Source organism: Ekhidna sp. (assembly GCF_039940915.1).
Lineage (GTDB): Bacteria > Bacteroidota > Bacteroidia > Cytophagales > Cyclobacteriaceae > Ekhidna.
The window spans coordinates 745578-762464 of sequence record NZ_JBDVFO010000001.1 but is presented as its reverse complement, the minus strand read 5'-3'; the positions used below and the strand labels follow the sequence as shown (position 1 = coordinate 762464).

At 43.2% G+C, this 16887-nt stretch carries 17 protein-coding genes and 1 tRNA gene; 12 read left to right on the top strand and 6 right to left on the bottom strand.

All coding sequences use genetic code 11. From position 1 onward, the window contains the following. Positions 1 to 116 precede the first annotated feature (116 nt). From ABJF57_RS03480 to ABJF57_RS03460, 5 genes are all read left to right on the top strand, one after another. Positions 117 to 2567, top strand: a complete 2451-nt coding sequence (locus ABJF57_RS03480; RefSeq protein ID WP_462231194.1) for a zinc-dependent metalloprotease — start codon at positions 117 to 119, stop codon at positions 2565 to 2567. A gap of 210 nt (positions 2568 to 2777) precedes the next feature. Beyond that, complete coding sequence (locus ABJF57_RS03475) at positions 2778 to 3611, top strand: prephenate dehydratase (protein ID WP_462231196.1); 834 nt, start codon at positions 2778 to 2780, stop codon at positions 3609 to 3611. Continuing rightward, complete coding sequence (locus ABJF57_RS03470) at positions 3604 to 4767, top strand: pyridoxal phosphate-dependent aminotransferase (RefSeq protein WP_462231198.1); 1164 nt, start codon at positions 3604 to 3606, stop codon at positions 4765 to 4767. Before ABJF57_RS03475 ends, ABJF57_RS03470 begins: the two co-directional genes overlap by 8 nt. Further along, positions 4764 to 5852: a chorismate mutase gene (locus ABJF57_RS03465; protein WP_462231200.1), complete on the top strand. Its 1089-nt coding sequence runs from the start codon at positions 4764 to 4766 to the stop codon at positions 5850 to 5852. Before ABJF57_RS03470 ends, ABJF57_RS03465 begins: the two co-directional genes overlap by 4 nt. A gap of 39 nt (positions 5853 to 5891) precedes the next feature. After that, entirely contained in the window at positions 5892 to 6857 is a 966-nt protein-coding gene (locus ABJF57_RS03460) for a polyprenyl synthetase family protein (RefSeq protein ID WP_462231202.1), read from the top strand. Here ABJF57_RS03460 and ABJF57_RS03455 read toward each other — a convergent pair. Next, positions 6816 to 7031, bottom strand: coding sequence for a hypothetical protein (locus ABJF57_RS03455; protein ID WP_462236037.1), 216 nt, complete (start codon positions 7029 to 7031; stop codon positions 6816 to 6818). The genes ABJF57_RS03460 and ABJF57_RS03455 overlap by 42 nt on opposite strands. Before the next feature lie 182 nt (positions 7032 to 7213). Between ABJF57_RS03455 and yaaA the strand changes: the two genes are divergently transcribed. Further along, entirely contained in the window at positions 7214 to 7987 is a 774-nt protein-coding gene (yaaA, locus tag ABJF57_RS03450; protein WP_462231206.1) for a peroxide stress protein YaaA, read from the top strand. A 6-nt stretch (positions 7988 to 7993) separates the two neighbouring features. Here yaaA and ABJF57_RS03445 read toward each other — a convergent pair whose 3' ends face one another. The 4 genes from ABJF57_RS03445 to ABJF57_RS03430 form a co-directional block, all read right to left on the bottom strand. Then, on the bottom strand, positions 7994 to 9706 hold the full coding sequence (locus tag ABJF57_RS03445) for a hypothetical protein (protein WP_462231208.1): 1713 nt from the start codon (positions 9704 to 9706) through the stop codon (positions 7994 to 7996). A gap of 207 nt (positions 9707 to 9913) precedes the next feature. Further along, positions 9914 to 9988, bottom strand: a tRNA-Pro gene (locus ABJF57_RS03440). 22 nt (positions 9989 to 10010) lie between these two features. After that, the gene (locus ABJF57_RS03435; RefSeq protein WP_462231209.1) at positions 10011 to 10325 is read right to left on the bottom strand and encodes a hypothetical protein; all 315 of its coding nucleotides are present in this window, start codon (positions 10323 to 10325) and stop codon (positions 10011 to 10013) included. Continuing rightward, positions 10325 to 11266 (bottom strand): CPBP family intramembrane glutamic endopeptidase, encoded by a 942-nt coding sequence (locus ABJF57_RS03430; protein WP_462231211.1) that lies wholly within the window; start codon positions 11264 to 11266, stop codon positions 10325 to 10327. The genes ABJF57_RS03435 and ABJF57_RS03430 overlap by 1 nt, the downstream gene beginning before the upstream one ends. 60 nt (positions 11267 to 11326) lie before the next feature. Between ABJF57_RS03430 and ABJF57_RS03425 the strand changes: the two genes are divergently transcribed. From ABJF57_RS03425 to ABJF57_RS03400, 6 genes are read left to right on the top strand one after another with little or no spacing between them, the layout of a single operon-like run. Next, positions 11327 to 12088, top strand: a complete 762-nt coding sequence (locus ABJF57_RS03425) for an NRDE family protein (protein ID WP_462231213.1) — start codon at positions 11327 to 11329, stop codon at positions 12086 to 12088. Continuing rightward, the gene (locus ABJF57_RS03420) at positions 12081 to 12518 is read left to right on the top strand and encodes a PaaI family thioesterase (RefSeq protein WP_462231215.1); all 438 of its coding nucleotides are present in this window, start codon (positions 12081 to 12083) and stop codon (positions 12516 to 12518) included. Before ABJF57_RS03425 ends, ABJF57_RS03420 begins: the two co-directional genes overlap by 8 nt. Further along, positions 12515 to 13714, top strand: a complete 1200-nt coding sequence (locus ABJF57_RS03415) for an Nramp family divalent metal transporter (protein ID WP_462231217.1) — start codon at positions 12515 to 12517, stop codon at positions 13712 to 13714. The genes ABJF57_RS03420 and ABJF57_RS03415 overlap by 4 nt, the downstream gene beginning before the upstream one ends. Continuing rightward, entirely contained in the window at positions 13714 to 14454 is a 741-nt protein-coding gene (gene pxpA, locus ABJF57_RS03410) for a 5-oxoprolinase subunit PxpA (protein WP_462231219.1), read from the top strand. Before ABJF57_RS03415 ends, pxpA begins: the two co-directional genes overlap by 1 nt. Beyond that, entirely contained in the window at positions 14444 to 15109 is a 666-nt protein-coding gene (gene pxpB, locus ABJF57_RS03405) for a 5-oxoprolinase subunit PxpB (protein ID WP_462260548.1), read from the top strand. Before pxpA ends, pxpB begins: the two co-directional genes overlap by 11 nt. After that, a complete protein-coding gene (locus tag ABJF57_RS03400) occupies positions 15097 to 15927 on the top strand; it encodes a 5-oxoprolinase subunit C family protein (protein WP_462231223.1) in 831 nt (276 codons plus the stop codon). The genes pxpB and ABJF57_RS03400 overlap by 13 nt, the downstream gene beginning before the upstream one ends. Here ABJF57_RS03400 and ABJF57_RS03395 read toward each other — a convergent pair. Beyond that, on the bottom strand, positions 15922 to 16854 hold the full coding sequence (locus ABJF57_RS03395) for an L-lactate dehydrogenase (RefSeq protein WP_462231225.1): 933 nt from the start codon (positions 16852 to 16854) through the stop codon (positions 15922 to 15924). The two genes, ABJF57_RS03400 and ABJF57_RS03395, sit on opposite strands and share 6 nt — an antisense overlap. Between the last annotated feature and the right edge of the window lie 33 nt (positions 16855 to 16887).

Here is a 16887-nt window from a genome sequence, read left to right as displayed (position 1 = left end):
GTTGGTATGGGGAATGCAATACCAACCGGGATTGAAATGATAAGATGTAAAACACGAATTTGATCTGGAAATAGTACGGGACATTTCTGTATCACCTTGAAAATAGACTTATGCACATGAAACACTTGAAAATAGTATCACTCATACTCATCTTGGTAAGTTGCCAAGCGACAAACAACTCAAACACAACAGCTCCTCCTTCATCAGAGGATGCTTTAGCTGACTTTACAAGCAGCATGGAGAAGCAAGAGGGGTATTTCAATTTCTACTACGATGGCGAAGCAGGAAGGATGTTTCTTGAGGTGGACAAAGTAGGTCAGGAGTTCTTATATGTAAACTCACTTGCAGCTGGGATAGGATCCAATGACATTGGGCTGGATAGAGGACAGCTAGGAGGTGAAAGAGTGGTACGGTTTGAAAAGCATGGAAACAAATTGCTACTGATTCAACCAAACTATGATTATCGGGCCATTAGCCAAAATCAGGATGAGGTGAAGTCTGTAGCGGAGGCTTTTGCGAGTTCTGTAATTGGAGGGTTCGAGATCACGACCAAGAATGAATCGTCTTTCCTCATAGATATCACTGATTTTTTGCTCCGAGATTCTCACGGGGTGAGTGGACGCTTAAGAGGGTCGAATCAAGGTAATTTTTCAGTGGATAAATCCCGATCTGCTATTTACATGGATGCCACATTCAATTTCCCTAAAAACACAGAGTTTGAATCCATCTTAACCTTTAGTGGTGATGCGCGCGGCTGGTGGCTCAGATCCGTGACACCTACGCCCGATGCAGTGACTGTGCGAACGCATCATAGCTTCATTGAGCTGCCGGATAGTAACTATACTCCTCGAGTATTTGACCCTCGATCAGGATTCTTTAACATTTCATATCAAGACTATGCAACACCAATCGAAGATCCTTTGGTGAAGCGATTCATTGTTCGTCACAGGTTAGAAAAGAAAGACCCGAATGCTGCGATAAGTGAAGCCGTAGAGCCGATCATCTATTACGTCGATCGCGGAGCTCCTGAGCCTGTTCGTTCTGCACTGATCGAAGGAGCAAGTTGGTGGAATCAAGCGTTTGAAGCAGCCGGCTACAAAGATGCTTTTCAGGTAAAAGTGCTACCTGAGGGAGCGCACCCACTGGACGTTCGGTACAATGTCATCCAATGGGTGCATAGATCCACAAGGGGTTGGAGCTATGGTAGCGGCATTACAGATCCACGAACAGGTGAAATGATCAAGGGGCATGTAAGCTTGGGGTCACTCCGTGTACGGCAGGATTTCCTAATAGCGACCGGGCTATTGCAACCGTACGAAAATGGAGACGAGCAGCCCAATGCGATGACAGAAATGGCGTTGGCACGTTTACGACAACTATCAGCGCACGAAGTAGGTCATACGCTTGGCCTGGCGCACAACTTTGCTGCGAGTATTAACAACAGAGCTTCTGTTATGGATTACCCTCATCCATACGTTAAAATGGATGACCAAGGGAATATCGACTTGAGTGAAGCCTATGATGATAAAATTGGTGATTGGGATAAGGTGACAATCACCTATGGGTATAGCGATTTTGGTGACCAAGAAAATGAAGAAAATCTCAGTCAAATTTTGGATGAGGCATTCAGCAAAAACCTTAAATACATCACAGATCAGGATGCAAGGCCATCCAGTGGGTTACATCCGGAATCACATCTTTGGGACAATGGAACCAGCGCGGCAGAGGAGTTAAATCGAATGATGAAAATCCGAAGATCAATCCTGGATAAGTTTTCAGAAAAAGCCATTCGCAACAACATGCCCATGAGCTCAATTGAAGAAGTGCTGGTACCGATGTATCTGTTTCATCGCTATCAGGTAGATGGTACTTCAAAGCTTATAGGAGGACTAAATTACAGCTATGCCCTCCGTGGAGGAAGTGAGGTAATTACGGAAATGCTTTCCTCTGATGAGCAGATGGAGGCTTTGGCTGCACTTTTGAACACCGTCAAAGTCGAGCATTTAAAACTCCCCGAGCGTCTGCTTAAGCAAGTGCCACCACGGGCTTTCGGATATCCTCGGTCTCGAGAAACCTTCCAGTCAAAGACCGGCCCGGCCTTTGATTACCTAGCAGCAGTAGAGACAGCTGCTAGCGTTCCGTTTAGCTTCATCTTCAATGCAGATCGGTTCAATAGATTACTGACATACAAAGCAAGAAACAATGATCAACCCGGTGTTGATGCTGTTTTGAATCGTACGGTGAAGGACGTATGGATGAACCCAGCTACCAATAGTTTGGATCGAACCTTGCAGAAAGTAGTGGAGACCGAAATGCTGAAACACCTCATGGACCTAGCAGTTAATGATCGTGCGTATGATGAAGTGAGAGCCAAAGCGACGGCCAAGATCAAAGAAATTAGAGCCTATGCCAATGGTAAAAAAGGGCGAAAAACGAATGACGATGGCAGCTACTATACCTATGTGATGTCCCGCATTGATCGTTTTTTGGAGGAACCTGAAGCGTTTAAAATTCCGAACACAATCAATGCTCCTGATGGATCACCCATTGGAAGTTGTGATTTTTAATTAACTCAGCTGTAGACGAGCGACAATTAAAAAAAGAATGGAAATTTTGTTTTTTAAGAATTAATCAGTTTTGTTTACCACGACAATGAAAAACAACAGAACATATTTTAGCTATTACTTTTTTTATCTGATGGATAAATCGGGGTGGCTATAGTATGTGCTAAAAAATATAAAACATAAGCCTCCCCATCGGGAGGCTTTTTTTTTGCCATGAAAAAACAACATGTCGCCATACAAGGTCTAAGAGGCAGTTTTCATCACGAAGCTTCTCATCATTTTTTTGGTGACGATATTGAGCTTTGTGAGTGCGAAACATTTGCTGATGTGGTGGATTCGGTGGTCTCAGAAACAGCAGACGCTGCATTGATGGCCATCGAAAACTCATTGGCCGGATGCATTATCCCCAATTATGGGCTGCTTAGATCGAATCCGGTAGAGGTGTGTGGCGAGGTTGGTTTGAGAGTAAAGATGAACCTCATGTCACTTCCAGGTACTGATATTTCAAACATTTCAGAAGCACACTCGCACCAAATGGCGATCCGTCAGTGTGGAGAGTTTTTAGAAAAGCATCAGCACTTGAAGGTGGTAGAGGCTTTTGATACCGCCGGAAGCGCCAAGTATATAAAAGACAATAAACTCCAGCATGTAGCGGCTATCGCAAGCCAGCAAGCGGCAAAAGAATATGGGTTGGAAATCATTGAAGCTGGCATAGAAGATCATCTGCTGAACTACACAAGATTTCTGGTGATTCGACCGAATGGAAAATCTGTTGTGGAAAATGCCAATAAAGTATCAGTTTACTTTCAAACACCGAATGACCCGGGATCACTTGCCAACGTATTGACGGTAATTAGCGGAATAGGGATAAATTTAGGTAAGCTGCAGTCTCATCCAGTCCCAAGCAAAAACTCATTGTATGGCTTCTACGCCACATTGGAAATCGAGGAAGCATCACAACTCGAAGATTTGAATCTGCTAATGAACAGGATGACAATACAATTCGAAACTTTGGGCATTTACAGAAAGGGGGAAACTTATGGTTGAGCATTTGAAATCAAGCAGGCTGGCAGGGATAGGAGAATATTACTTTTCCGCTAAACTTAGGGAAATCGACCAACTAAATAAACAGGGTCATGATGTCCTCAACCTGGGCATTGGCAGTCCGGATCAACTGCCACCAGAAAAGGTGAAAAATGCATTGATGCAAGGATTTGAGGAATCAAACTATCATCAATATCAGGGCTATAAAGGGCTGCCCGACTTGCGAGAAGCTTTCGCTAATTGGTACGTAAGACATTTTGAGGTGAAACTCGATCCTGAATCTGAAGTCCTGCCGATGATTGGCTCCAAAGAAGGGATCATGCACATAAGCATGTCACTTTTAAATGAAGGAGACTTGGCATTGGTACCAAATCCTGGTTATCCTGCATATGCTGCAGCGACCACCCTGGCTGGTGGAGAGCCGGTGGGGTATTCACTAAAGGAAAGTGGCCAATACCATCCAGATTTTGATGAGCTTGAAAAAGGAGACCTGCGCAAGGTGAAAATCATGTGGGTAAACTATCCGCACATGCCCACTGGTGCTGATGGCTCACCTAAGCTTTTTGAAAAACTGATTGAGTTTTCGAGAAAGCATCAGATTGTCATTGTAAATGATAACCCGTATGGGTTCATTTTGACAAACGAACGCCGAAGTATTCTGCAGGAAAGGCAACCTGCAGATTTGATTTTGGAGCTCAACAGTTTGTCCAAATCACACAACATGGCAGGATGGAGAGTCGGTGTGCTTGCAGGACAAAAGGATTTAATACAAACGGTGCTTACATTCAAAAGCAACATGGATTCAGGTCAGTTTAAACCAGTAATGCGTGCTGCGATTGCGGCACTCGAAGTGCCTGACGCATGGTACGATTCACTCAACCAAGTGTACAAGAAAAGAAGAAAACTCGTCTTTGAAATTGCTCAGATGATCGGATGTAGCTGCAATGAAAATCAGGTAGGGATGTTTGTTTGGGCCAAGATTCCAGGCGAATTCAGCGAAGGCAAGGCATTTACTGATTACTTATTAAAAACTTATCGAATCTTCATACCACCAGGAAGTGTTTTTGGAAGTGAAGGGCAAGCGCATGTTCGCTTTTCTCTTTGCAGTCCAGAGCATGTTTGGAAAGAAGTCATGAACAGAATTAAAAAAAGAAAATGAAAACCGTCCCAATTCAATTATTTACGCAAAAGCGACCAGTAGTTATTTCCGGTCCGTGCAGTGCTGAGACAGAAGAGCAAGTACTTGCCACCTGCACCGATATAGCACAAACAGGTAAGGTAGATGTGCTGCGTGCGGGCATTTGGAAGCCGCGTACTCGCCCAAACAGTTTCGAAGGAATTGGGGCAACAGCACTTCCTTGGCTAAAAAAAGCCAAAGAGCAAACAGGGCTGCCGATTGCCGTTGAAGTAGCCAATTTCAATCATGTTTTTGAGTCTCTCAAGCATGGAGTGGACATCCTTTGGATAGGTGCAAGGACCACGGTAAACCCTTTCTCGGTGCAGGAGATAGCCGACGCACTCAAAGGGACAGATGCCACGGTACTGGTAAAAAATCCAATCAATGCAGATGTAGAGCTATGGACCGGTGCACTCGAGCGCCTCAATCAGGCCGGAATAACGAAGCTAGGTATGATCCATCGAGGATTTGCGCAGCATGGAAACAGCATCTATCGTAACGAACCCAAATGGCAACTTGCGGTAGAGATGAAAAGAAGATTTCCTGATCTCCCGCTGGTTTGTGATCCGAGTCACATTTGCGGAAATAGAGATTTGCTGCAAAGCGTTTCACAACAAGCATTGGATATGGATTTTGATGGATTGATGATTGAATCTCACATCAATCCAGCAGAAGCACTGAGCGATAAAGGACAGCAAGTCACCCCTGAAAACCTGGAAGTTTTGTTAGACAACCTTGTCGTAAGAAGACCTGATATTCCGGATGAAGAACTCTCCAATAAGTTGTCTTTGCTGAGAAATCAAATTGACTTAATAGATGATGATCTTCTCAAGCTTTTAGGTGACCGAATGAAAGTTGCAGAAGAAATTGGATTGGTGAAGAAGGAAAAAGGAGTAACCATTCTTCAGACGAACAGATGGGAAGAAATCATTGAAAAAGCTTCTGCAAATGGAGCACTGCAAGGATTGTCCAAAAAATTTATGATCCGTTACCTCAATGCCATTCACCAGGAGTCCATTGATCATCAAAATGATATCATGAATGCTTCGGAGGTAGAAGACAATTAAAACAACTGAATCAATCAGGGGTTTTATCTTGCAGCCGGAATGAAAGAACAACTTCAAAAGATCGAAGCTGGTCTGACCCAATTATCATTGGGAGACCAACCCGAAAACTTGTATGATCCAATCCGATACCTCCTTTCTTTAGGAGGAAAGCGATTGCGTCCCATGCTTGTCTTGCTAGGCTATGGATTGAAAAAGGAAGACTATGAAGTCATCGTATCACCTGCTTTAGCTGTGGAGGTTTTTCACAACTTCACATTGATGCATGACGACATCATGGATGAGGCGCCCATTCGCAGAGGGCAGCCTACTGTTCATGAAAAATGGAATAATACAGTTGCCATTCTCAGCGGCGATACGATGATGGTGAAAGCCTACGATCAGCTACTCGAGGGTCCGGAACAGTCCTTACCTGATGCGATTCGGAAATTCAACAAATGCGCTGTTGAAGTGTGTGAAGGACAGCAGCTGGATATGAATTTCGAAGACTTTGATACTGTGACTGAAGCTCAATACATTGAGATGATTCGATTGAAAACCGCTGTACTCTTAGGCTTTAGTTTGGAGTACGGAGGATTACTAGCCGGTATGGATGATTCTCAATTGAGCCAACTCAATGCGATCGGAGAAAAAGCAGGTATTGGATTCCAATTGATGGATGACCTGCTGGATGTATATGGAGATAAGGCAAAGTTTGGTAAGCAAGTAGGAGGAGACATTGTGTCAAACAAAAAGACCTACTTGTTGATCAAAGCCCTGGAACTATCCAATGACTCTCAGAGGAAAGAAATGGATAGATGGCTATCTGCTACTGACTTTGATATAAATGAAAAAGTGGATGCTATAAAAAATATTTATGGAGAGCTTGGCATCTTTGAGCTTACGCAGCAAAAGATGAATGAATATTATGATGAGGCTTTTGCGCTGTTAGAAACTTTGGATGCGCGTGCTGAAGGTAAGCAAGCGTTAGTTGATTTTTTTGAAAATTTGATGAAGAGAGAAAAGTGATCTCTTTTTCCTTTTAAATAGTGCGATCAAACGTTCATTATTTTGGAGTTTAGCCAATTTGAACGCCGATTCTCCGATGGAAGAAACTAACCTGGGATCCGCTCCATTTTCTATGAGCAATTTAGTTATGGGTAGATGATTGATTCTGACAGCCTCGATTAGCGGTGTTGTCATTATTTCAGGATGAATAAAATTTGGGTCGACACCACTGGAAAGGTAGTATTGGACGGATGGTTGATCTCCATCAACAACCGATTGAACTAAGGCCTTAAAATCACCAGATTGCATAAGATTTTCTTCTTCTTGCTCAAGAACTTATATTTTACATATGTGTTACTCAAATAAAGGAAAGATATATGATTGCAGTAGTATCCCCCGCTAAAAACCTTGATTTCAAGACACCTCACCAAACGACTCCTACTCAACCTCGCTTGATGGAATGCACGCAGGAGCTGATACATGTCTTGAGGAAGAAATCCGCAGATGAGGTAAAGGACCTTATGAGTATCAGCAAACAGCTAGCCGGGTTAAATGTACATCGATACAAAGCATTTGATTTTGAGCAAAATGAGCAAAATGCAAAGCCCGCGGCGCTGGCATTTAATGGAGACGTGTACCAAGGCTTGAAAGCAGAGACGTTTGATGATAAAAAAATGGACTTTGCACAAAAGCACTTCCGTATTTTATCCGGACTCTATGGACTGCTGCGTCCACTAGATCTCATTCAACCTTATCGATTAGAAATGGGCACTAAGTTGGCATTTGATGATTATCAGACGCTCTATGATTACTGGGGAGAAAAAATTCTCGGCCTTTTGCTGGATGACTTGAAAGCACAAGGAGATGATATCATCCTGAATTTGGCCTCCAATGAGTACTTTAAGTCCGTAGATAAGAAAAACGTTCCAGCACGTATTCTCAACGTGGAGTTCAAAGATTTGAAAAATGGGAAGTATAAGATTATTTCCTTCTATGCCAAAAAGGCCAGAGGCCTCATGTCACGATTCATGATCGAAAATCAAATTACCAACCCCGGCGACCTACGTGCTTTTGATTATGAAGGCTATTACTTTGACGAGTCCGCCTCTGAAGAAAACAAACTCGCCTTTAAATGTGATGGGAAAAAATAGGAAGGATTATTCCTCTTTGCGTATAGATACGCCCCACATTTCCTGATCGGAAGGTGGAGACGAGTTCCATCGCTTGTAAGAATGAGATCCATCCGAGCGATAGGTCAGACGGTATTCCCCTTTTTCTAAGGTAAGCGTCTCACTGACGTAGCGATTTTTACGAGCACCTCCCGCATGATCAGAATCTCTATATTCCATTTTCCAAATTCTTTGACCATCTTCATCCCTTAAGTAGGCATAGTCATACATATCATCGTTGTCTCCCTCACCCAGGGCGATGATGCGTACGCGAGTTGTTTGATTTAGCGAAAAAGTCTCGCTGATGCGTTCATCATCCCCGACCATCAAAATCTCGGCGATGGTATTTTTGCTGACAAAATCTCGCGGATCAAACGTTTCTACTTTACTGAAGTCAGCTTCATTTGTAGCTAGTAACGTAATGCCCCACTGGCTAGCCTCACGAGGAGGCGTGCTGTTCCATTCTTCATAGGAATGAGATCCATCTGTTGAGTAATACACAATGTATTCTCCCTTCTCTAATGAGATAATCTCAGAAACCCTTCTGTTTTTTTCTGCTCCTCCAGCATGTTCAGTCTTGTATTCCTTCATTTCCCAGACTTTTTCTCTGGTGTTCGCATTCACAATCCATCCATAATCAACCAAGTCATCATTTCCTTCACCCAGGCAAATCACTCTCACATCCATGTCTGCTTTTACAGAAAGCCCACGCGACACAAGTTCATCATCCCGAACTTTTATCAGGTCGAGTATGGGTGTAGCAATTTTAGGCTCACGAAAAGGAATTACATTTTTAGCATCTTCAGGACTTGCTGGCCATGCGGTTGCTCCCCAGAAGAAAGGATTGTCCGGAGGTAATGCATTCCATTTTTCAAAGGAGTGGGAGTCATCAGAAACATATTGGGCGATATAATCACCTTTTTTAAAGCTGATAACTTCATCAATTAGAATATTCTTCTTAGCTCCACCTGCAAACTCAGCATCCCTGTAATTCATCTCGAAAACAGGCTCGCGGGAAGCGGCATCATAAATCACAAGATAATCGTACGACTCATCTCGGTCTCCTTCACCAATTGAGTAAATTTTAAGATCGGTGTCTGCCTTTAAGCTAAATCCTTTTTTCATAGAATCATCGTCTTCTGTTCGGGTGAAAGAAAAGATTGACCCTTCAATTTTTTCATCAATTAAGTCGTAGATATTCGTACGCGAAAGGCTTTGAGAGGACACCCGAATGAATGCCTCTTCAGCCACGCTGTGACGGAATTTTCTGTTAGACCTGGAGTTAAAAACTTTTTTCACCACATCGTCGAAACTGTTGACACTCCAGGCGTGGTTGTTGTTATATCGGTCATAGTTGGTCTTACCAGATGCATAATACAATTCATAATGGCCCTTGCTTAGATTTACCTTATCTGCAAAGTCGAATTCACCATCTACTTCAACGTCATTGTCATCCATAAAGTCAAAAAGATGCCAAACCACCTTCTGTGTTTCAGAATCGACAATCCATCCATAGTAAACAGCGATTTGCCAATCATGATCTAATGCTGCTCCAATGCCCTCGATCTTAACCGTTGCATCATTTGGAAGGTTGAAGGCCACTGCAGATACTTCATCTAAGTCGATATTATCCAACGTAACTGATTGAGCAAACAGGCCGGTGGAGAGAATTATTGTGAGGCTAAAAAGTATAGATTTCATGATTTAGGTATTATTTCTTCAATAGATCAATCAACTTTTGTGCCGACCGTAAAAAAGCACACTGATAGTACGCAAAGGGCATTTATTGATTGCCGGGGGTTTTAAAGTTGTCCGAATTTGAGACAGTTAATTGGTGAAAATCGAACAGTAAACGATATAGTGGATATTGTGCTTAACAAAAAATAGCCACGCTAGGTGGCTATTTCGTCGGGATGACTAGATTCGAACTAGCGACCTCCCGCACCCTAAGCGGGTACTCTAACCGGACTGAGCCACATCCCGAAGTGGTAAAATTAGAATAATCTTAATTGGTAATGAAGTAAACCCACTCTCCGTAGAGTGAATTTTTGGGATCAAAGTCCAGCGCAATCGTAAAAGACTTTTCAAGCAACTCTACTTCTTTCACTTTTTCTAAAATCAAATTCCTGTAACCTTCAAAACCCCCTCCTTTGGTATAGCCACCTACTTGCTTGCAAACCACAACAATTTTTCCATTCGAAGTTTGGCAGACACCATATGGGTGAATGATTCTGGGGAATGGTTCTCCTTGAAGATTTACACGGCATTCTTTCCGACTGTCCGAAGCACTCCAAAGAACCTTTATAATCTCTTCCATCATTAGTTGCTTTGCAACCATCCAAATAGCTCCATCAGCCAGGCCACTCCCAGGTGAATGAAAATGCCCCCCCAAATGTTGCGACTATAGTAGGAAATGATGCCCAATAGATAGCCACCAAAAATGGAGCTGATGGTTTCTCCAAGCGGCTTACCAAAATGGAGAAATGCATAAGTTACGACCATTGGAAGCACCGCATACCCTCCAAGCGTGCGTGTAAAGGCAAAGACTAAAAAACCTCTAAAGATGAGTTCAACAGAGATGAAATTGCTTCCATAGCACAATTCATAGATCGTAACCAGCCACGATTCAGGTACGTCCGGATTAGCTGTCAAGTAGAGATTTGCTCCAGACCCTCGATACCTGGGATAAAATTCCTGAATCTCCCCTAAAAATGAGCCTATACCTATAAAAACCCCAGCTATCCCCAACATGATCAGGTATGGCCAGGCATTGAATTTTTTCAAACTGAGCCCATAATAATTCTTTGTTTCATCCCTCTCCAGGAAAGGATACAAGATCATCAATGGAATGACAACAAGGATTAAACTAGATGCCCAGTTGGCGCAACGAATGATGAAGTGATACTCCATTCTTGGTAAGTACTGAAGCCACTCAGTGAAACCATAAAAGGATCGGTCCAAGGCCAGCAATCCGAATCCGGCTATGAATTTTACCCAATAACTTTTGCTCTTAAGCCAATCTCGTTTCTTACCAAATGCAAACAGGATGAGGCACACAACGAAGAAAGGCGTTCCATGAAACAAAAACATCCACAACCATTTGATAGGCTCACCATGATAAGAATCGATGACACTGTCCTCGAAATCGTATCGATAGTTTAAAGCAATGCATATCGCTGTAAATATTAAGATGGTGCCGTACAGCCTCACGTCAAAGTGCGCTTGCTGATAGGTTTTTAAGTACTGAAGAACTTTCCTCATTGGTCAGGTTAATGGATATGAAAAACCTAAATTAGACCATTCATTTGAAAGCTTTCGCCCATGTGTCTAATCACTTTCGCATACAATGTGCATCCCAAATATAAATTTATCCTAGCAGCAAACCGGGATGAGTTTTATGCACGCCCTACCTCACCGGTAGGTTGGTGGAAGGATCACACGGACATTATTGGTGGGAGAGATTTACAAGCGATGGGCACCTGGATGGCTATGAATAGCAATGGACGTTTTGCTGCTGTCACCAACTTCAGGGATATAAAAAACATAAAAGCAGATGCGCAATCTCGCGGGGATCTTCCGGTGAATTTTTTACTGGAGGGTGCTAAACCTAATCAGTATGCTTCAGAAGTACATGAATTAGGAAAAAAATACAATGGTTTTAACCTGATCGTACTGGACGAGGAGCTGGTTCATGTGAGCAACTATGACGACTCGGTGCAGGCTTTGGATTCAGGTATCTACGGTCTTAGCAATGCCTTGTTGGATACACCATGGCCCAAAGTAACAAGAGCAAAAAATGCTTTTAGTGACTTGATACAAACAGCATTTACACCAGAGAACCTTATTGGCATGATGCAGGATGAAACAACAGCTCCAGACGATCAATTGCCCCAGACTGGTTTAGACTATGAACGTGAAAAGGCGCTATCAGCAATGTGCATTCGTACGCCAGCGTATGGCACCTGTTGCTCTACTGCTATTACCATTGATTACGATGGAAATGTAGCTTTCATGGAGAAAAGCTATGCCGTCGGAGCAAGGAAAGAAGGCACAGTCTCAATTAACTTCACCATTGATGCTTGAAAATCACTTTCACAAACTGGAGCGCATGTACCTCTCGGCGAATATCAACACGGAGATATTCGATACTACTACGGTGAAAATTACGGAAGGAAAAGCAGAGATTGGATTGACCATACATGAAAAGTACTTTCACGCGCTTGGAGCAATACATGGGTCGGTTTACTTCAAGCTCCTGGATGACGCAGCTTTCTTTGCAGTCAATTCAGTGGTCACAGATGCATTTGTGTTAACTAAGTCTTTCGACATTCACTTTAGACGACCAGTCAATGGAGGGGTGTTAACGGCAGTGGGGACGTTCAAAGAATCCTTCGATACATCCTATGTGGGAGTAGCCGAATTACAGAATGAATATGGGAAGGTAGTAGCTCACGGTTCAGGAGAATTTGTAAAAAGTAAAGTAGAACTAACCCCCGAAATAGGATATCGATGAAGCGGCTAAGAAAATACTTTGGACCAAGCACATTGGTTACTGCAGCATTCATCGGCCCGGGCACACTGACGGCTTGCACCATTAGTGGAGCAAGTTTTGGCTACACACTTTTATGGGTACTGCTTTTCGCCACATTAGCTACCATCATTTTACAAGAAATGACAGCTCGATTGGGATTGATTACTCAGCAAGGATTAGGAGAAGCCATACGCGAGCAAATAGAAAATCCCATAGCAAAAGGTAGTGCCATAATTCTGATTTTTACAGCCATTATTGTAGGGAATGCTGCCTATGAAGCTGGGAACATTTCCGGCGCGGTATTGGGTATTGAAGGAATACTTGGAAGTACACTGCCATGGCCCTTAATTATCGGAGTTCTTTCTTTCAGCATTCTTTTCGTCGGTCAGTTCAAACACATCGAGCGCATCCTAATCGTGCTTGTGCTTCTCATGAGTGTTGTTTTTTTGGCAACTGCGCTCATTGTACGACCAGATATCTCTTCCATTTTCTCAGGCCTATTTCTCCCGTCAATTACGGATCACAATCAATTGGCCATTTTGGGATTGATTGGCACGACAATCGTTCCGTATAATCTTTTTTTGCATGCAGCATCCGTCAAACAAAAATGGAAACATCAAGATGATCTGAAGGATTTACGAAGGGAGAATGCAACGGCGATAGGACTCGGTGGGTTAATCTCAATGGCCATTGTGGTCACCAGTGCTGCTACGATCTATGGTAGCGGGGTGTCGGGATTAGGCGAAATGGCTGCACAGTTGGAGCCACTAATGGGAAACTGGGCAAAGTATTTTTTAGCTGTTGGATTGTTTGCAGCTGGTATCTCATCCTCAATCACAGCACCTTTGGCGGCCGCCTACACTGCACGTGGAATTTTTGGATGGAAGGGAGAAGTAACAGATGTAAAGTTTCGAGCGGTTTGGATCTTCATTTTGGTAGTGGGCACCTTGTTTTCAATGATTGGATACAAACCGATTCAAGTGATTCAGGTTGCACAAATTGCCAATGGCGTTTTGCTTCCAATCATTGTTTTCTTTTTGATTTATCTGTGCAATAAAAAAGCACTCTTGGATAGGTTCGTGAATAAGTCGTGGCAAAACGGTCTGGCTGTACTGGTAATACTCGTAAGCCTTATCGTTAGCTTTAGAAGCCTGAATAGTGTATTTAACTTTATCTGATGTCACAAAGAATCGATCTCAATGCAGACCTTGGGGAGCATCCCAATGCTGATCTGGATCAGCACATCATGCCGTATATTTCCTCTTGCAACGTCGCTTGTGGAGGACACATAGGCGACGAAACTTCTGTGCGGCAGACGATTTTACTTGCCAAAAAGTATGGTATTGCTGTAGGAGCGCATCCTTCATATCCCGATAGAGCGCATTTTGGCAGAAAAATCATGCAAATACAACCGCAGCAGCTAGCAGAGAGTATCTCAGAGCAAATAGCACTGGTCAAACGTCTGTGCAGCGAAGAAGGTGTGGATCTTCATCATGTAAAGCCACATGGCGCACTTTACAATCATGCTGCATCAGAGCAATTCATCTCCGAACTCATTTTAAATGTGATTATAGAGGCTGCCCCGGGAGCTTATTGGATGGGACTTGCTCAATCGGAATCTGCTCAGGTTGCACAAAAAGAAGGTTACCCATTCATATCCGAGGGTTTTGCTGATAGAAAATATGAGTCCAACGGATCGCTCAGATCTCGAACGAAAGAAGGAGCTGTGTTGAATCCAAATGAGATCGTTCAACAAGTTGAAGAACTGGTCATCAATCAGCGCGTGTTTGCTGAAGATTGGATACAATTAGAGATTCAGTCCATTTGTTTACATGGAGATACAGCTGGAGCAGTAACTTTAGCTAAAGAAATCAAACACCACCTTGGCGCAAAAGGAATTCAAATCATTGCTGTTTAATCAAATACGCTGGAGTTGTTTCAAGCTTGGAGAAGAAGTAATGCTTTTGGAGTGCAGCAAGGAAACCTCCATTGAGAAAATACATGAAAGCAGCCATTCAATTGAGAAAATAATAGGTGATCAGCTGATAGATATTGTTCCAGCTTATCATTCAATAGCCATATTTACAACCTTATCGATGCCTCAAATTTTTCAGCTCCTAAGGAAAAATGCTGATTCTGATAAGGAGTCTGGAATTGACAAAAAGGTAATTGAACTACCTATTTGCTATGAAACAGGAATGGATTTGGATCGTGTAGCGAATGAGTCAAACCTTTCAGCCGAAGAGGTGATCTCCATGCATCTAAAGAGTGTATATCGTTCGCTCTTTATTGGCTTCACACCAGGGTTTATTTATGCGGATGGCTTGGATGAAAAGTTGACATGCCCTCGCTTAGACAACCCACGGAAGAACGTGCCATCGGGTTCGGTTGGCATTGCAGGTAGTCAGACCGGCATTTACTCGCTAGAGAGTCCTGGAGGTTGGAACATCATTGGGCGAACACCTGCAAAAATTTTTGACCCCAATAGACGGGAGCCAATGCTCATTGGTGTAGGGATGAAATATCGTTTTTTCAGGATTACAAAAGCAAAATTTGAGTCATGGGAAAACTAAAGATGATCAAGTTAGGTCCGTTGACGACACTGCAGGATTTTGGACGTTTTGGGTACAGACGTTTTGGGATTCCCCAGTCAGGAGCTATGGATAAGGAATGGATGATTGTGGCGAATACTTTGGTCGGAAACCCAATGGATTGGCCAGTGCTGGAGTTTGCAATGAGAGGTTTGAAGTTTGAAGTGCTCGAAGAAGTAAAGATTTCGGTGGTGGGTGCGTCGATTTGCGTAAATGGAAAAAGCTTGAATGAGAAGGCCTTTTCACTAAAGATGGGGGATCAAGTAGAAGTTTCGTCACCAAAGCATGTATACGGATATTTGGGAATTTCTGGACGGATACGTGCCAAAGAAGATTTTGGAAGTGTTTCTACATACCTAATGGCAGGATTTGGAGGACTAGATGGAAGGGCGGTGCGAGCGGGAGACATTATTGAATCTGATGGTGCAGGAATGGAAACGAAAGAAAGGAAGATACCCCCCAGAGATACCCAAGGCATTGCAGCCATCCGAATAATGAAAGGGCCGGAGTGGGGCTTACTCAAAGAGCTTCCGGACGCTCTGGTATTTGAGGTGGATGCTTCAAGTAATCGAATGGGGATCCGATTAAATGGAAAGTTAGCATGCGATTTCAGAGAGATTGCTTCTTCAGCGGTGGTTCCTGGCACCATCCAATTGCCCGCGAATGGCGAACCCATTGTTCTGATGAACGATTGTCAAACTACTGGAGGATACCCTCGAATCGGCAAGGTGTTAGATGAAGATTTGGGAAAGTTGGCACAATTGAAGAGTGGTGCTAAAATCTCCTTCATTTCATCATGAATTTTCTACTTCAGCAATGGCCTTTTTTATTACTTCAGCCGAATTAAAAAAATTTGATTTTTCCTCTTCAGTCATGGTAATCTCTAATACTTTTTCTACCCCATTTCCACTCAATATGCACGGAAGGGATAGTGCAACATTCGTTAACCCGAAAGCTGCTTCCAGTGAAGTTGAAAGTGTGACGATCCTTCTTTCTCCTCTCAATATCCATTTAATCAAGGTAGCCGTCACTAAACCAATGGCATGATTTGTTGCCCCTTTTCTTTTAATGATTTCTTGAGCCGCTTTTCTAACTTCTTCAGCTATTTCGGCTTCACCTTTTCCGTTCCATCCGTCCCAATTCCTCAATGATTCCCCACCGATTGTTGCACTCGACCAAAGCACCACTTCAGAATCTCCGTGCTCACCAATAACCTGTGCATGAATGCTGCGAGGGTTCAGATTTAACCTTTTCCCAGCGATGGATCTTAATCGGGCAGTGTCAAGCATGGTTCCTGTACCTATGACTTTTCCAGAAGGGATTCCAGAAAATTTTTGATAGAAGTACGTCAACACATCGACTGGGTTTGACACAATGATTAGTATACCTTGATATCCTTTCAGCTGGGTGGCAATATCCTTGGCAATGCCGATGTTATCTTGGAGAAGTTCGAGGCGGGTTTCGCCAGGTTTTCCACCCCGACCGGCAGTCACTACAATTGCCTTGCAATTGTGCATTTCCTTGATTTTCGCGGATCGTACGTTAGCAGTGGGGTAGAAAGAAGAGCCATGATTGAAATCCATCGCTTCGCCTTCTGCCAAACCATCTCTGAGGTCATTCAGCAACAGCTCATTGCAAATACCTTGGTGCAGTATGGATGAAGCGACGCTGGAGCCAACCCATCCCATACCGATGATTCCTATTTGACTTTTTTTATGGTCAGACACACAATAAAATTAATGACTAAAAGATTGGGACTG